16 protein-coding genes are annotated in these 14,831 nt (G+C 39.3%); 12 read left to right on the forward strand and 4 right to left on the reverse strand.

Annotation, left to right across the window (positions count from 1 at the left end):
• The first annotated feature begins 116 nt into the window (after nucleotides 1-116).
• The 8 genes from H1R81_RS12020 to H1R81_RS12055 all read left to right on the forward strand — a co-directional run bounded on the left by H1R81_RS12020 (nucleotide 117) and on the right by H1R81_RS12055 (nucleotide 6,801).
• Nucleotides 117-986, forward strand: a complete 870-nt coding sequence (locus tag H1R81_RS12020) for an alpha/beta hydrolase family protein (RefSeq protein ID WP_181841345.1) — start codon at nucleotides 117-119, stop codon at nucleotides 984-986.
• Nucleotides 987-1,274: 288 nt separating this feature from the next.
• A complete protein-coding gene (gene panD, locus H1R81_RS12025; RefSeq protein ID WP_181840974.1) occupies nucleotides 1,275-1,625 on the forward strand; it encodes an aspartate 1-decarboxylase in 351 nt (116 codons plus the stop codon).
• The gene (locus H1R81_RS12030; protein WP_220275215.1) at nucleotides 1,622-2,638 is read left to right on the forward strand and encodes a lysylphosphatidylglycerol synthase transmembrane domain-containing protein; all 1,017 of its coding nucleotides are present in this window, start codon (nucleotides 1,622-1,624) and stop codon (nucleotides 2,636-2,638) included. Before panD ends, H1R81_RS12030 begins: the two co-directional genes overlap by 4 nt.
• A gap of 75 nt (nucleotides 2,639-2,713) precedes the next feature.
• Nucleotides 2,714-3,193: a D-glycero-beta-D-manno-heptose 1-phosphate adenylyltransferase gene (gene rfaE2 / locus H1R81_RS12035; protein WP_181840975.1), complete on the forward strand. Its 480-nt coding sequence runs from the start codon at nucleotides 2,714-2,716 to the stop codon at nucleotides 3,191-3,193.
• A gap of 79 nt (nucleotides 3,194-3,272) precedes the next feature.
• On the forward strand, nucleotides 3,273-3,971 hold the full coding sequence (locus H1R81_RS12040; protein WP_181840976.1) for a zinc metallopeptidase: 699 nt from the start codon (nucleotides 3,273-3,275) through the stop codon (nucleotides 3,969-3,971).
• Nucleotides 3,972-4,080: 109 nt separating this feature from the next.
• Nucleotides 4,081-5,217: an iron-containing alcohol dehydrogenase gene (locus H1R81_RS12045; RefSeq protein ID WP_181840977.1), complete on the forward strand. Its 1,137-nt coding sequence runs from the start codon at nucleotides 4,081-4,083 to the stop codon at nucleotides 5,215-5,217.
• Between the two features lie 137 nt (nucleotides 5,218-5,354).
• Nucleotides 5,355-6,116: a hypothetical protein gene (locus H1R81_RS12050; RefSeq protein WP_181840978.1), complete on the forward strand. Its 762-nt coding sequence runs from the start codon at nucleotides 5,355-5,357 to the stop codon at nucleotides 6,114-6,116.
• A 304-nt stretch (nucleotides 6,117-6,420) separates the two neighbouring features.
• Nucleotides 6,421-6,801 (forward strand): nuclear transport factor 2 family protein, encoded by a 381-nt coding sequence (locus H1R81_RS12055; protein ID WP_181840979.1) that lies wholly within the window; start codon nucleotides 6,421-6,423, stop codon nucleotides 6,799-6,801.
• 112 nt (nucleotides 6,802-6,913) lie between these two features.
• On the opposite strand, the gene H1R81_RS12060 is transcribed toward H1R81_RS12055, so the two are convergent.
• A complete protein-coding gene (locus H1R81_RS12060) occupies nucleotides 6,914-7,858 on the reverse strand; it encodes an EamA family transporter (protein WP_229251116.1) in 945 nt (314 codons plus the stop codon).
• 130 nt (nucleotides 7,859-7,988) lie between these two features.
• Between H1R81_RS12060 and H1R81_RS12065 the strand changes: the two genes are divergently transcribed.
• Nucleotides 7,989-8,489: a dihydrofolate reductase gene (locus H1R81_RS12065; RefSeq protein WP_181840980.1), complete on the forward strand. Its 501-nt coding sequence runs from the start codon at nucleotides 7,989-7,991 to the stop codon at nucleotides 8,487-8,489.
• On the opposite strand, the gene H1R81_RS12070 is transcribed toward H1R81_RS12065, so the two are convergent.
• Nucleotides 8,484-9,182 carry a LytTR family DNA-binding domain-containing protein gene (locus tag H1R81_RS12070; RefSeq protein ID WP_181840981.1) on the reverse strand — a complete coding sequence of 233 codons (699 nt, stop codon included), beginning with the start codon at nucleotides 9,180-9,182 and terminating at the stop codon, nucleotides 8,484-8,486. The genes H1R81_RS12065 and H1R81_RS12070 overlap by 6 nt on opposite strands.
• Nucleotides 9,179-10,189 (reverse strand): sensor histidine kinase, encoded by a 1,011-nt coding sequence (locus H1R81_RS12075; RefSeq protein ID WP_181840982.1) that lies wholly within the window; start codon nucleotides 10,187-10,189, stop codon nucleotides 9,179-9,181. The genes H1R81_RS12070 and H1R81_RS12075 overlap by 4 nt, the downstream gene beginning before the upstream one ends.
• Nucleotides 10,190-10,355: 166 nt before the next feature.
• Between H1R81_RS12075 and H1R81_RS12080 the strand changes: the two genes are divergently transcribed.
• The 3 genes from H1R81_RS12080 to H1R81_RS12090 all read left to right on the forward strand — a co-directional run bounded on the left by H1R81_RS12080 (nucleotide 10,356) and on the right by H1R81_RS12090 (nucleotide 13,113).
• Nucleotides 10,356-10,781, forward strand: coding sequence for a hypothetical protein (locus H1R81_RS12080; protein ID WP_181840983.1), 426 nt, complete (start codon nucleotides 10,356-10,358; stop codon nucleotides 10,779-10,781).
• A 21-nt stretch (nucleotides 10,782-10,802) separates the two neighbouring features.
• A complete protein-coding gene (locus H1R81_RS12085; protein WP_181840984.1) occupies nucleotides 10,803-11,231 on the forward strand; it encodes a nuclear transport factor 2 family protein in 429 nt (142 codons plus the stop codon).
• Nucleotides 11,232-11,433: 202 nt separating this feature from the next.
• Complete coding sequence (locus tag H1R81_RS12090; protein ID WP_181840985.1) at nucleotides 11,434-13,113, forward strand: amidohydrolase family protein; 1,680 nt, start codon at nucleotides 11,434-11,436, stop codon at nucleotides 13,111-13,113.
• 35 nt (nucleotides 13,114-13,148) lie between these two features.
• Here H1R81_RS12090 and H1R81_RS12095 read toward each other — a convergent pair whose 3' ends face one another.
• A complete protein-coding gene (locus H1R81_RS12095; protein ID WP_409013556.1) occupies nucleotides 13,149-14,792 on the reverse strand; it encodes a phytoene desaturase family protein in 1,644 nt (547 codons plus the stop codon).
• Nucleotides 14,793-14,831 lie beyond the last annotated feature (39 nt).

Below are 14,831 nucleotides of genomic sequence, written 5' to 3' on the forward strand. Positions count from 1 at the left end.
TGGTAATTCAGTTAGTGCAATAAATTAAAAAATCAGAGTGGAGCAGATACAATACTTCTCATTATGCTTAGTTTTGTTGTTCAATTTATTAAACTTCGTAACTCTACAATACTATGATGAAAAACTTACGATTATTTCTTTTTTCAGCTTTATGCTTTTATTGTGTTTATGCAAAAGCCGCTGCAGTTGACAGCCTTGATGTGCCAAGTGCTGTGATGAATAAAACCTATAAAGCGGCTGTAGTTTTACCGTCTTCTTACACCAACAATAAAACTGCGTATCCGGTATTGTACTTATTGCATGGCGGTTCGGGGCATTTTAATGACTGGCTGAACAAAACGCCTGATAAAATGCTGGTAAGGAATTTAGCCGACCAGTTTAATATTATTATTGTCATGCCGGAAGGTGAAACTTTTGGGTGGTATCTCGACAGCCCCACAGACCCAAACAACAAGTTTGAAACGTATATAACAAAAGAAGTAATTCAGAAAATAGATGATACTTACCGCACAGTTAAAAGCAATAAAGGCAGGGTCATTACCGGACTTTCGATGGGTGGTCATGGGGCAATGTATCTTTCAAGCCGACATCCTGATTTGTTTTGTGCCGCAGGTGCAATGGATATGAACTATACGAAATTCAGAGTTAATGAGGATTTTACCAAATCGCTCAAAGACCGTTTCCAGAAACTATTGGGTACTGCTGATACCTCAAATGATGTATATGTCAAAAACTCAATCATCAATATGGTTGATGCCATTAAAAAGAATGGTATGCCTGTGATTATTGATTGTGGAGTAGATGATTTTCTGATTGAAGCCAATCGGGAGCTGCATCATAGATTGGTCTATAACAATGTTCCGCACGATTACACCGAACGACCAGGTGCTCATACATGGGAGTACTGGCAGAATTCATTGCCTTATCACCTGTTATTTTTTAACAAGGTTTTGAAGGGGAATGGGGTTTTGGTGGAAGAGAAATGAGGATAGAACCATATCGGGCGAATCAGCGAATAAAATTCGCCCTCTAAATCAACAAAGGGTTTTGCCACATCGCCAGACTTAAGTCCGGCTTACATAAATAAAGCCCTTTGTTGTTTTAGACCCCCGATTCATTTGGGGAGACGGGCCGTCCTAAGGGATGGCCCTTTTTCAAGATAAAAGGCAATATAAGAAGCCAAAAAAACGAAAAGGAATTTTATTCGACACCCAAACGTTTGTTTACTAAGCAATTTTATAATTTTGCAACTACTATCAAAAAAGGGAGATATTATGCTTATCAATATTTTTAAGTCGAAAATCCATCGAGTGAAAGTTACACAGGCAGAGTTGAATTATGTAGGAAGTATTACGATTGACGAAGATTTGCTCGAAGCCGCAGGTATTATGGAAAACGAAAGAGTACAGGTAGTAAATAATAATAATGGTGAGCGACTCGAAACATACGCTATCAAAGGCAAGCGAGGTTCGGGAATCATCTGCCTGAATGGTGCAGCAGCCCGCAAAGCAGAAGTTGGTGATATTGTGATAATTATTTCCTATGCATGGATGACCCAGGAAGAAGCCAAAACGCATAAACCCCTTGTCGTGTTTCCTGATGAGAATAACCGTGTTGTAAAATGATAAAAAAAATTTTGCAATACCTTATTTCTCTGGCTATAGCCGGAGGTTTATTATGGTTTGTTTTTAAAGACATAGACCTAAACGCCCTCTGGGAAAAAATAAAACAGGCAGATTATAAATGGGTAGCATTATCCGGGGTTCTGGCTTTAGTAGCTCATTGGAGCCGGGCATATCGCTGGGCATTAATGTTACAGCCTCTGGGTTATAACCCTTCTGTATTCAGAACTACCTTAGCTGTATTGGTTGGTTATCTGGCCAATCTGGTTTTTCCGAGAGCAGGTGAATTTGCCCGATGTGGCACACTCAAAAATCTGGAGGATATTCCTTTCGAAAAATCGTTCGGTGCGGTGGTTGCTGAAAGAATAGCAGATGTACTGGTGCTTTTGATTCTGATTCTACTGAATTTATTATTAGAGTTTGACCGGCTGAGTACATTCTTTTTCAACTTCTTTGGTGATAAATTCAAGAACCCCATTCTGTTATTAGGTTTAGGAGCAGGATTTATCATTTTAGCCTTTATGGCTTATATGACTTTCAAACGCCAAAAAGATAAAATCTCACAATTGCCGCTTTATCAGAAAGTTGCCAATGTTATTAAGGGATTAGCCGATGGATTTTTAAGTGTGCGCAATCTTAAAAACCCGATGGTATTTGTGTTACATACGGTGTTCATCTGGGTAATTTATTATATAACCACTTATGTACTATGCTTTGCTTTGCCTGAAACTGCCAATCTTTCACCTTTAGCAGCTCTGACTATTTTTGTGATGGGTTCTATCGGAATGGCAGCTCCAACGCAGGGGGGTATCGGCAGTTATCATTTTCTGGTAGGTAGTATTGTAGTGCTTTATGGATTATCAGAGCAGGACGGCATCACTTTAGCTACTTTCCTACACGCTATGCAAGGGTTGATTTTTGTGGTCTTATTTGGTATTATATCTTTTTTATTGACCCTTGTTTTGCCGAAGAAAAAATTTGGAAAGGCTGAAAAAGAAATATCGCCGGGAGCCTGAGTTGAAAGAAAGATCATTCATTGGTAAAATCTTTCATGGGGCAATGATATAAAAGTACACATCATAATCTGGAAAATGACCGAATCAAAAATACAAACTAAAGAGCAAGCCACCCAACAAGTAAAACAATGGCAATCTGAAGGGAAGAAAATCGTTTTTACTAATGGATGCTTTGATATTGTGCATTTAGGGCATATTGATTATTTAGAGAAAGCCCGTAACTTAGGCGATAAGCTGGTATTGGGTTTAAATACAGACGCCTCGGTATCAAGACTGAAAGGCCCAAGTCGCCCGGTTGTCAATGAGTATGCAAGAGCAAGGATGATGTCGGCATTTGAGTTTGTAGATACTGTCATTTTGTTCGATGAACCCACACCCAAAGAACTGATTGAGACACTTTGTCCGAATATTTTAGTGAAAGGTGACGATTATAGTATAGCGAACATTGTTGGAGCAGATTTTGTTATAGCTAATGGAGGAGAGGTAAAAACGGTTGCTTTAGTGAACGGATACTCAACCACTTCAATTATTAAAAAAATAAAGGATTTAGACTGATACTTTTTAGAGTAGGCTTAAACCTTCCTGAATAAAATCCGTCAGACTATTATCACAATTAAAATGAAAAAGTAAAGCTATGATTTTTGTAATAAGTATCGTTTTTATGTTGCTTGGTCTTGCAGTTTCTTCAAGACTGAAAAGGAAATTTGCCGAGTATTCGCAGGTAGGTTTGTCTAATGGCATGACCGGTGCAGAAATAGCCCGTAAGATGCTAAATGACAACGGAATATACGATGTCAGAATTACACAGGTAGAGGGGCAATTAACAGACCACTATGACCCTATCAGTAAGACAGTTAACCTTAGCTACGATGTCTATAATGGTAACAGTGCAGCTTCGGCTGCTGTAGCTGCGCATGAGTGCGGACACGCGGTACAACATGCTGTAGCTTATGCTCCGTTGAAGATGCGTTCAGCCTTGGTGCCCATCGTAAATGTCGCTACTAATGCCATGAATTTCTTTTATATGTTCGGGTTTATGTTTATGGCTTATATTTTCTCGAAAAATACACCTATGGCTCAGACAGTGCTTTTAGCCCTGATAGTTGCCAATGCTATTATCGCAGCTTTCTCGTTAATAACCTTGCCTGTAGAATATGATGCAAGCAACCGTGCTCTGGCTTGGATGGAAAACAGAGGTGTTGTAAACAGCCGTGAACACGGAATGGCCAAAGATGCTTTGAAATGGGCTGCTCTTACCTATGTAGTAGCCGCCGCTGGTGCAGTGGCCAACCTGTTATATTACCTAAGTATGTTTCTTGGCAGAAGAGACTAAACAATAACAAAAAAATCAAGGGAAACCATCAATCAGACGAGCTTATTAATTACTTTTGTCTGATTGATGGCTTTTCTGTTTTTTATTCATTTTACTATTCTTTACTATTGTGATTTCGACCTACAACTTCCCTACTAAAATACGCTTTGGCGCAGGTGCTGTTGATGAATTAGCAGATTATCTGAAAGATAATAATCTGTCAAAACCGCTGATTGTAACAGACCCTGTAGTGGCAGAATTACCTTTTTTGAAGCGAATTGCAGAAAACTTACGTCTTAAGGGTATCAGTCCTGAAATTTTCTCTGACATCCACAAAAACCCGGTGAAGTCTGATGTGTATAAAGGTGATGAAGCTTATCATGCTACTGATCGCGACAGTATTATAGGTATCGGAGGCGGTGCAGCAATGGACGTAGCCAGGGCAATTGTATTACGCATCAATCATAGAGAAGATTTATTCAAATATGATGACCTGATAGGCGGAGATATTTATGTAACCCATGATGTACCGCATTTTATTACCATTCCAACTACTTCGGGTACGGGTAGCGAGGTAGGAAGAAGTGCCATTATTGCCGACGACGAGACACACCAGAAAAAGATTCTTTTTTCGCCTAAATTACTGGCAAAAATTGTTTTCGCAGACCCTATTCTGACAATGGATTTACCTCCGTTTGTAACAGCAGCCACCGGAATGGACGCCCTGACGCACAACATGGAGGCTTTCGTAGCTAAAATGTATCATCCGATTTGTGAAGGTATTGCACTGGAAGGAATTTCATTAATCCACAATTCATTAGAAAAGGCTGTTCATAATCCAGATGTTGATTCGCGCAGCAAGATGCTATTAGGCTCAATGATGGGTGCAATTGCCTTTCAGAAAGGCTTAGGTGTGGTACACTCATTGGCCCACCCGCTTTCATCATTGCTTGATACACATCATGGTCTGGCCAATGCCGTGAATATTCCGTATGGCATGCAATTCAATATTGCAGGTTCTGAAGACAAGTTCCGTAGAATAGCCCGCACATTAGACCTGAAAGAAGAAACAGGGCAGGCAGTCGTAACCTATCTTTTTAACCTCAACAGCCATATTAATATTCCACATCGCTTAAGAGACATCGGTGTGAGAGAAGAACATATAGAAACCCTGGCAGACTTAGCTATTGCTGACTTTGCCCACCCCAATAATCCGAAACCTGTGAGCAGGGAAGATTTCAAAGCGCTTTATCTTGAAGCGTTGTAAAACGAATGAGTAAAGACATCATAGGTTAAAACGGAATAATAAAGTAAAATTTCTTATAATATTGAAAAATAGTATAAGAAAAGTACAGTTTTTAATGTTATTTTTGTTTAGATATTTATTCGTATTCGTTACAACCTATGAAAACGTTCGTACTTCTATCCGCTTTAGTGGCATTGCCACTATGCATTATAGGGCAGGAGCTCTATAATCCATCAAAAGACTACAAATATTTTATCAGAGAAGCAAAAATTGCTGATAACAATGAAACAAAAATTGTTATTAACAACAGAGGTGATACTACGCTTGTTGCACATTACAAGACACAGAATTCAATGAATAACACCGTGCAGGAATTTACCAAGGTGTTTAAGGGCACGCCCTTTTTCAAAAACGGGTGGTATAAAGGAACTATGAGCTCAGAAGGGGCGAAAGAAGTCCCTTTTCTGATGGCATACAATATCGAAAAAAGCGTAGTGTATGTGGTAGAAAATGCTGAAACAGATGCAGTGGTAGTAAGGCCGGAAGAATTTACGATTGAAGGCCATACGTTCAGAAAATATGAGAATATTTTTCTTGAGACTCTCCATATGCGACGTGAAAACATTCTGCTTAAGGGATATAACTGCGTTTTAAGCACCCGACAGGTTGATAAAACCGGATATGAGGCCCAAGGTGGAGAATTTGCCTATGATGGTGAGTTCACAAAATACCAGAAATATTTTACTATTCAGGAAGATATGCTACGTGTTGTGCCATTGGGCAAAAAAGCCCTTCAGATTTTTCCGAAGGGAAAGCGCCCTCTGTTAGAACAGTTTGTCAGAACCAAAAATATCAACCTGAAAACTGAAAATGGATTGATTGAGGTTTTTAAATACTACGATTCGCTTATTGCCTTGTAAGGTTTAACAAAGCACCGGACGCCATGAGATGGCAGTTAATGGCGTCCGTATTATTCTTTTTGCCAATCTCCCCTCAAGAGGGTATTGTTCACCGTAATTCTATGTATTAATTTTCCGCCATAGTCGGTGATACTTTTTTTTAGATACCCATAATTGGAGTATAGCCCCATTTTGTACTACCTTTTATTTCATTAACTCAAAATTTCTAAATCAAATGAACAAAATTCTGACACTTCTTATCGGGGCATTATTCATTTTGACATCCTGCAGAACCAGCCTTCAAAAGAACCAAACCCAAACAGATATGACAAACGAGACAGATACACAAGCCAAAACTACACTTGCCACAGTAGAAAAATTCAATGAAGCCTTCAATCGTCACGATGTTGAGGCAGTAATGAATGCCATGACAGACGATTGTATTTTTGAGAACACAGCACCTTCGCCAGATGGCACACGTATTGTGGGTGCAGAGGCCGTCAGGGCATACTGGACAAAATTCTTTACTAACAATCCTGATGCCCTTTTTGAAGCTGAAGAAGTGTTTGCTACTGGCGACCGTTGTGTTGTCAGGTGGATCTACCGCAAGACAAAAGACGGGAAACCCTGGCATTTGAGAGGGGTAGATATTTTCAAAGTCAGAAATGGAAAGGTAGCCGAAAAACTGGCTTATGTGAAAGGCTGATAAAACTCCTGAATTTGCGATCGGGTACTGCCTTGGCTCACTTCGGCATTATGAGCCGGGGTTCGGAATTTGAACCCCTATAGGCTAAAATATACCCCTACAGATTAACCATTTAAAACAGGATAATCAACACCGAACCAATTATCATAATTACTCCGCCAATTAGTTTTTTATACATATCCTGCTCCTGAAAAATCCGGTATCCTAAAAAAATATTCACCAAAACCGACAACTGAAACAGCGATAAGGCATAACCCACAGGCATTTGCTGGAATATAAACGTTGTTGAAAATTGCGTGATTCCGATACATACAACAAGCCCCGAAAATATTCCGAAGGTTTTTACTTCAATCTTTCGTAAACTACCTGACAGGTTTTCTCTTCTCCATAAAAACAGGAAAAGAGAAAAAATAGTCCCGAACCAACACCAGGTAAAAAACGAATGCACATAAGAGGAAGCTAAAATCACTTTCTTTCCGATCACAGCTTCAGTGGCTGTCAGAATCATCGCCCATATTCTATACTGTATTTCCTTACGTCTGAGAAGTTGCCATGTAAAACCTTCCTTTGTGGTATTCAGCACAAAATAACTTCCGGCAATTATTAAGCCTACTCCTATCAAACCCCAGATTGTCGGAATCTCCTGCAATAGAAAAAGGCCAATCATCATACTGACAACAGCTTTATAGGCATTGATGGGTCCTAAGACCGAGAGGTCGCCTGTCTGCAAGGCTTTTACCAGAAAGAGATTACCTAAAGCTCCCAATAGACCCATCATGACTGAGTAAATCCAGAAATCGGCCGAGATAGGCTGCCAGTCTACCTGAAAGATAAAAGCCAGACAAATCAAGCCCAGAATGAAATATGTCAGGAAATTTACAAATAAGGGAGAAAGCCCTCTAAAAGTAAGTTTTTTCTGAAAAACATTGGCAAATGGATTGGAGAAAATTCTTAGTAAAACAGCTATAGCAAGTATGAAAATGGCACTTGTCAAAGAGGTAGCGGGGTTTAGGTTTTTAGTATAAATTTTGCCACAATGTACACAAAGTTGGTTCAATCTTCTGCAATAGGTTAAATGAATAATTGTGTAACATTGTATCTTTTGATTACTTTGTGTCAATTCAATTAAGTATTATCAAATAAAATTGTATATTAACATAAGTTATTCTCTAAACTACCTGATACCCATGCCCATTATTTCTTTAATTGCTGCGATGAGTGAAAACCGAGCCATTGGGCTTAATAATGCGTTACCCTGGCCCTCGATTCCTGCTGATTGGGATAATCTGAAAAAAGTAACACAAGGTAAAAAAATGATTATGGGTCGAAAAAGCTATGATAGTCCACACAGGCTATGGTCTGAAGCCGGCAATTATGTCATTACACGTCAGCACGATTATGCTGTAGATCAAGGCTTTGAAGTAGTAAGAAGTTTAGAAGAAGCTTTAGAAAAATGTACCGATCAGCAAGAAGTGTTTGTATTAGGGGGCGAAGAAATATTTAAGCTGGCTATTCCGATAGCAGACAGGATATATCTGACCATAGTGCATCAGGTTTTCGATGCAGATACTTTCTTCCCCACTTTTGATGAAAGTGCATTTGATATAACAGACCACATGGAATTTAAAGCCGGAGAAAATACGCCTTATGATATTTCTATTCTGACGTATCAGAGGAAAGGTTCATAACATTCTGTCACTAACCTTCTGCAAAAAACGCTCTCTATATTTTTCTGAAATCGGAATACTCTTTTCCTGAATAATCACTTGATTATCACTTATTTTCCTGATTTTATTACAATTGATGATATAGGAAAGATGCACTCTTGCAAAATTAGCGGGCAGACTTTCTTCTAACTCACGCATCAGTTTATAAGTAATTACCTTGTCGGTTTCTGTTACTAAAGAAACATAGTCTTTCAGCCCTTCGATAAACAGAATATCATCGTATTCTAATTTTATAATTTCTCTACCCGATTTTACAAAAATATGGGCATCGGTAGAGTTTGACATTACTGGTTTAACAGACTCGCTACCTTGTAAACGCTTCACCGATTTCAGAAACCGCTCAAAAGTGATGGGTTTTAGCAGGTAATCAAAAGCATTTTTCTCATAGCTTTCAATCGCAAATTCAGAGTAGGCTGTGGTGAATATCACTTTCTGCTTTTCTGGCAGAAAACTCTTTAACTGCATACCTGTCAGGTAAGGCATTTCTATATCTAAGAAAATCAAATCCACTTCGTTTTTTTCTAAAAACGCAATGGCCTCCATGGCATTGAAACACTTGCCTGCCAATATTAGAAAGGGAACTTGCCTGACGTGGTTTTCCATCAAAGCAACCGCTAACGGTTCATCATCTACAATCAGACAACTGAATTTCATACCACAGGAAAAGATAAAGATGCATCAAAATAACCGTCTTTGCAGTAAACCTCAAAACCAAAGCAATCCGGGTATAGCAAAGCCAGTCGTTTCTGCAAATTAGCTAAACTTCTCCAAGTGCCTGCTTTTTGTGTAAAAGTTTTGTTCCTGACGGTATAATGCAGAACCCCGGCAGCTATGCTCAATGATATTTCAGCTTCGTTGTCTTTCAGGGTTTTGTTTACCCCATGTTTAAAAATATTCTCCACAAAAGGTATCAATAACATGGGTGGGATTAAAAAATGTTGGTCTGCAATGGTATTGGTGATAGTCATTTTCAAGGGGTTCACCATTCTGATTTGCTCTAATTCAATATAGTTCTCCAGAAACTGGATTTCGGACTCCAATAATACCTTCTCCTTGGTTGCTTCATCTACAAAATACCGCATCATATCCGAGAGCTTGGCTATCATTTCGGAGGTTTTTGGGGAGTGGGAGACGCTCAGTGAATAGATATTATTGAGGGTATTGAACAAAAAATGAGGCTGTACCTGTGCTTTCAGCAGATTTAGTTCAGAGGTCAGTTGCTTGTTTCTCAGAATCTCCTGTGTGTGTAGTAAATCTACATAATCAATAGAAATTCTCAGGAGGAATCCGAACAGAAAGGCAAGGAACTGGGTGATTAACAGAAAAGAAAAATGAGTGTAATTCCATCCATAAAACGTATGCCTGATAAATATTCTGTTTAGCAGCTGGTCTTCGATAAGCATTCTCAGGAAAACCGTCAGTAATAAAAAAACAACTGAATACAACCCATATTCCCAGTATTTATTTTTATGAAAAAATCTGATAATCAGGTAATTAGCATTCCCATAAACAGCTGCTAAAAAGAAAACTACAAAAATATTGGCGGTTACGAATCCAATCTCCCATCTGTTTTTTTGGGTAAAATACAAGACCAGCATGGTATAAACAATAAACCATAGCACTACCTGTATAAGCCTGAAATTGATTCGGGTTCTATTCATACCCAAATTTCCCTTTTTCAGGCAATTATCCCTAATTATTTCGATGGATTCCTGCTTTTTTTCGATGCTTTCCTCTACGAACAAGCGGTCGAAAAACGAGGCAAGGTGGTCTAATAATGTTTCGTTGGTGAGCCTTTTGCTCTAATATTGCCTCAAAAATATAATTATGAAAAAGCTTATTCTTCTATGGCTAATAGGTTTTCTGGCCTGTCAGCAGGCTCATGCGCAGAAAGACGCTTATGTAATCATGGATATTGTCAGGGTCAAAAAAAGACTCTGGAATGAAGCGATTTATTTTTTTGAGAATAACTGGAAAGTCTTTCGCGAAGAGGCCAAAAAGCAGGGCATTATTAGTTCATATAAAATGCTCGTAAACAAAGCCGATAGTGTCAGCAATCATATTGTGTTGATTACTGAGTATTCAGACAGCCTTTCTTATCGTAAAAGTGAAGAAAACTTCCGGCCTATTCTGAAAAAATTCCGCCCCGCTGGCCCGGTCTATCTCAATGAGAAGAAGCGCAATGACTTTATGGAAATTGTGGCTTTCAACTCGTATCGGGTCTGGACTGACGACAAAGAAAAACGTAACTAATCATTCTAAATCTAATCAATCATGCAAAAACTCTCACTCATTGTTTTTTGTCTTTTAGCACAATTCTCGGTGGCTCTGGCACAAAAATCGGACCTTGAACTGGTAAAAGAAACTGTACAAAACTACCTTGATGGCGGTACTTACGGAGATACAGCTAAAATGGCACAGGTTTTTCACCCAAGTGCCTTTATGAAATTTGTTGATGTAAAAACCGGGGAGTTCAGAGACGTACCCATTGCCCGATACCTCGAAAATGGCAAAGCCAATGCAGGAAAAAAAATTGACCGTACTACTAAAATCCTGAATATTGATATTACTGGCACAGCCGCTCAGGCCAAATTAGAATTAGATATGCCAAATACTAAACTTACTGATTATTTCAATCTGCTTAAAATTAATGGGGAATGGAAGGTTGTCAGTAAGATTTTTACGCGGGAGGATAAGAAATAAAATTTATACAGTTTGTAAAAAAATGTTAATCTATGTCGAATATTCAGGCATAGATTTTTTTATTGTGCTTTCACGATAATCATATAACTAAAAATCGTAATTTGTTGCACTGAATATCAGCAAGGTTCTTTTGAGTAAAAATGAGAGATAGTATCAAAATACTCCATTGACTAACTCACTTACTACATTAACCCCTAAACGAATGCAACACCTCAGACTCATAGTATGGTTATTCATGCTCTTCCTTATTAGTTCCTGCGAAGAAAAATCTACTTACGATATTATCATAAAAAACGGAATGGTATATGACGGCAATGGTAGTGAACCCCAAAAAGCTGATATAGCCATTATAGCAGATACTATTGCTTTTATCGGTGATTTATCTGGTCAGTCAGGTACCAAACAAACCATTGACGCCAATGGGTTGATGATTTCTCCGGGCTTTGTGAATATGTTAAGCTGGAGTACTGAGAGTCTGATTCAGGACGGGCGTTCGTTAGGAGAAATCAAACAAGGGGTTACATTAGAAGTAATGGGTGAAGGTGACTCGATGGGGCCATTAAGTGATTCTGTGAAAGCATACGCCCAGCGTCTGCAAGGGGATATTAAATATAAAATTGAATGGACCACCTTAGGAGAATACCTCAACTATTTAGAAAAACGAGGTGTTTCGACCAACGTAGCCTCCTTTGTTGGAGCGGCCACTGTAAGAGCCAATGAGTTAGGTTATGCTAACCGACCTCCAAAGCCTGAAGAACTGGAACGAATGAGACAGCAGGTGAGAAAAGCGATGGAAGAAGGAGCTATGGGTGTAGGTTCATCGCTCATTTATGTGCCGGGTACTTATGCCAGCACTTATGAACTGACCGAGTTAGCGAAAGTAGCTTCTGAATATGGCGGAATGTATATTTCTCATATCAGAAGCGAGGGCAATAAACTTGAACAAGCTGTAGATGAGATTATCAGAATTGGAAAAGAGGCCAGTATTCATTCGGAAATATACCATCTGAAAGCCGCCGGAAAAGATAACTGGTATAAATTAGACAAAGTAATTAACAAGATTGACAGTGCCCGCAAAGCAGGTATCAATATTACAGCAGATATGTACAACTATATTGCCGGGGCCACAGGCTTAGATGCAGCTATGCCTCCATGGGTACAGGAAGGGGGCTTACCCCAGTGGCGCAGAAGATTAAAAGAGGTAATCATTAAAAGAAGAGTAGGAGAAGAAATGCAGGCCAAACAAAACGACTGGGAAAACCTCTGCCTGGCTGCTGGTGCTGACAAAACCCTGTTGATTGGTTTCAAGCAGGATTCTCTGAAAAAATATATTGGCAAGACACTGGCAGAAGTAGCCGCCATACGCCATAAAACCTGGTATGAAACAGCCATGGATTTAGTGATTGATGATGACTCAAGAGTTGATGTGGTGTACTTTCTGATGAGCGAAGAAAATGTTAAAAAACAGATTCAACTGCCATATATGAGCTTCTGTTCTGATGCGGCATCGATGGCACCAGAAGGAGTATTTCTTAAATCGAGTGCGCATCCGAGAGCTTACGGGAGTTTTACACGTTTGATAGGGAAATATGTACGCGACGAAAAAGTGATTACGTTACAGGAAGCTATCAGGAAACTATCTTCGTTGCCTTGCGACAACCTGAAAATTCAGAAAAGAGGTCGCCTGAAGGTGGGGTATTATGCCGATATTTTAGCGTTTGATTTAGCCGGAATGAAAGATAATGCCACTTTTGAAAAACCTCATCAATTGTCAGAGGGTATGGTACACGTATTCGTAAATGGACAACAGGTGTTAAAAGATGGTGAACACACCGGTATGAAATCAGGAAGATTTGTAAAGGGGCCGGGCTGGAAACCATAAGTGTATCAGAATTGAACGGTTTGTGGTTATTGATTCTATACGTCCAGAACCACCTTCACAGCATTTCTGCCGGGTATTCCGCTTACGGCACCGCCTCTGGCTGCGCCTGAGCCACATATATAAATATGATCGTAGGGGGTTTCTACACCCCATTTACCAACAGCTTCGGCAGCTTCGGCATAAAACCATGATAAGCCATTATGGAAGATATTGCCTCTTGGCATACCTAATTCTTTTTCCAGATCAACAGAGCTTTTGGCTTCCAGGCACCAGTTGCCTTCATGGTCGGTAGCCAGACAATCTTCTAAAGGTTCTGCTAAATACGTGTTGATACCTTTCAGAAATTTTACTACCACTTCTTTCTTGGCGGCTTCATTGTCTTTTATGAACAATTCATAAGGTAAATCCAAGCCAAATACTGTTAAGGTATGGTACCCCTGAGCTTGTAGTTCTTCTGAGAGAATTGACGGGTCGGTCAGGGTATGACAATATATTTCGCAGGCAATAGTATCAGGTATTTTACCGGAGATAACCGCATCAAATGTCTGCTCCATTTGTTCAAAAGACTGGTTGATATGGAAAGTACCCGCAAATGCCTGTTCCGGCTGCACCTTTGTATCTTTTAATTGTGGGAGTCTTTTTAAGAGAAGATTAATCTTAAATGCTGTTCCCTCTTCGGTTGGTTTGCCTGGTAGTGGTATGTGCCCTAACAATTTTTCTAATACCTGAGGAGCAGCGTTGAGTAATACGTCTTTAGCATTTATGCTATATTCTCTTTCATCATAACTATAAATCACTTTTAATCCATCCTCCCTATCGATATGTTTTACTTCAGCCTGGGTTTTTAGTACCACACCTAAATTCATAGCTTTTTCAATTAATTGTGCCACTACGTTTCCCATGCCTCCCTGCGGTACGCGCCACTCCCCTGTCTTATTGCCTATAATATGATAAATAAAAGTCTTATTCTGTAATAAACTTAAGTCATAGGCATGGGTATATGAGCCTATCTTGGCATCGGTCATCAAAACCCCACGCAGAATATCGGACTGCACATGGCTTTCTATGAATTTACCAATGGGTTCCTCCACAAAACTTTGCCAGAGTTCGCCGTATCCTTGCTGCTCAAAATAAGCCTTCCACTCTTCTTTACTTTTCAAAGGAGAGAGAAACGAATCCCAGATTAATCCGGCAAATTGCTGCTGTTTTTTCAGAATTGTCTGATAGCCCTCCCACTCTGCTTCTCCATAGCCTAAGGCTAAAACCGATTGTTTAGAAATTGCCTCATCAATATTACTGATAATTAACCCTTTATGTTCACCATTCTGCACATAAGGAGTATATGAAGCAACACTTCTGCGCAACAGATTGATGTCAAGGTCTAATTCATCAGAGATTTCCTTCGGGAAAAGACTCACTAAATATGAATACCGCGAGAGGTAAGCCTCGTATTCTGGAAAAACTTTTTGCGAGGTAGTACCTCCGCCTATATAATCGTTTTTTTCTAAAATCAATACTTTTTTGCCTGCCTTAGCCAGATAGCAAGCCGCTACCAGACCATTATGCCCTCCTCCTATGATGATTGTATCGTAAAGCATGATTTTTATTGAGTGAATTAGTGACTTTTGTCTGAACTTTGATTTAACTAATTCAATGATTTTACTGATTATAATTGTGATTAATTACTTTTAGTTGATAAAAAACACAGAAAGTTGTAG

The organism is Emticicia sp. BO119 (genome assembly GCF_013912375.1).
Taxonomy (GTDB): domain Bacteria; phylum Bacteroidota; class Bacteroidia; order Cytophagales; family Spirosomataceae; genus Emticicia.

Bases quoted from the DNA above. Each gene is read 5' to 3' on its own strand.
- H1R81_RS12020 (WP_181841345.1), top strand. From the start codon at position 117: ATGAAAAACTTACGATTATTTCTTTTTTCAGCTTTATGCTTTTATTGT.
- panD (WP_181840974.1), top strand. From the start codon at position 1,275: ATGCTTATCAATATTTTTAAGTCGAAAATCCATCGAGTGAAAGTTACA.
- H1R81_RS12030 (WP_220275215.1), top strand. From the start codon at position 1,622: ATGATAAAAAAAATTTTGCAATACCTTATTTCTCTGGCTATAGCCGGA.
- rfaE2 (WP_181840975.1), top strand. From the start codon at position 2,714: ATGACCGAATCAAAAATACAAACTAAAGAGCAAGCCACCCAACAAGTA.
- H1R81_RS12040 (WP_181840976.1), top strand. From the start codon at position 3,273: ATGATTTTTGTAATAAGTATCGTTTTTATGTTGCTTGGTCTTGCAGTT.
- H1R81_RS12050 (WP_181840978.1), top strand. From the start codon at position 5,355: ATGAAAACGTTCGTACTTCTATCCGCTTTAGTGGCATTGCCACTATGC.
- H1R81_RS12055 (WP_181840979.1), top strand. From the start codon at position 6,421: ATGACAAACGAGACAGATACACAAGCCAAAACTACACTTGCCACAGTA.
- H1R81_RS12065 (WP_181840980.1), top strand. From the start codon at position 7,989: ATGCCCATTATTTCTTTAATTGCTGCGATGAGTGAAAACCGAGCCATT.
- H1R81_RS12070 (WP_181840981.1), bottom strand. From the start codon at position 9,182: ATGAAATTCAGTTGTCTGATTGTAGATGATGAACCGTTAGCGGTTGCT.
- H1R81_RS12075 (WP_181840982.1), bottom strand. From the start codon at position 10,189: ATGAATAGAACCCGAATCAATTTCAGGCTTATACAGGTAGTGCTATGG.
- H1R81_RS12080 (WP_181840983.1), top strand. From the start codon at position 10,356: ATGAAAAAGCTTATTCTTCTATGGCTAATAGGTTTTCTGGCCTGTCAG.
- H1R81_RS12085 (WP_181840984.1), top strand. From the start codon at position 10,803: ATGCAAAAACTCTCACTCATTGTTTTTTGTCTTTTAGCACAATTCTCG.
- H1R81_RS12090 (WP_181840985.1), top strand. From the start codon at position 11,434: ATGCAACACCTCAGACTCATAGTATGGTTATTCATGCTCTTCCTTATT.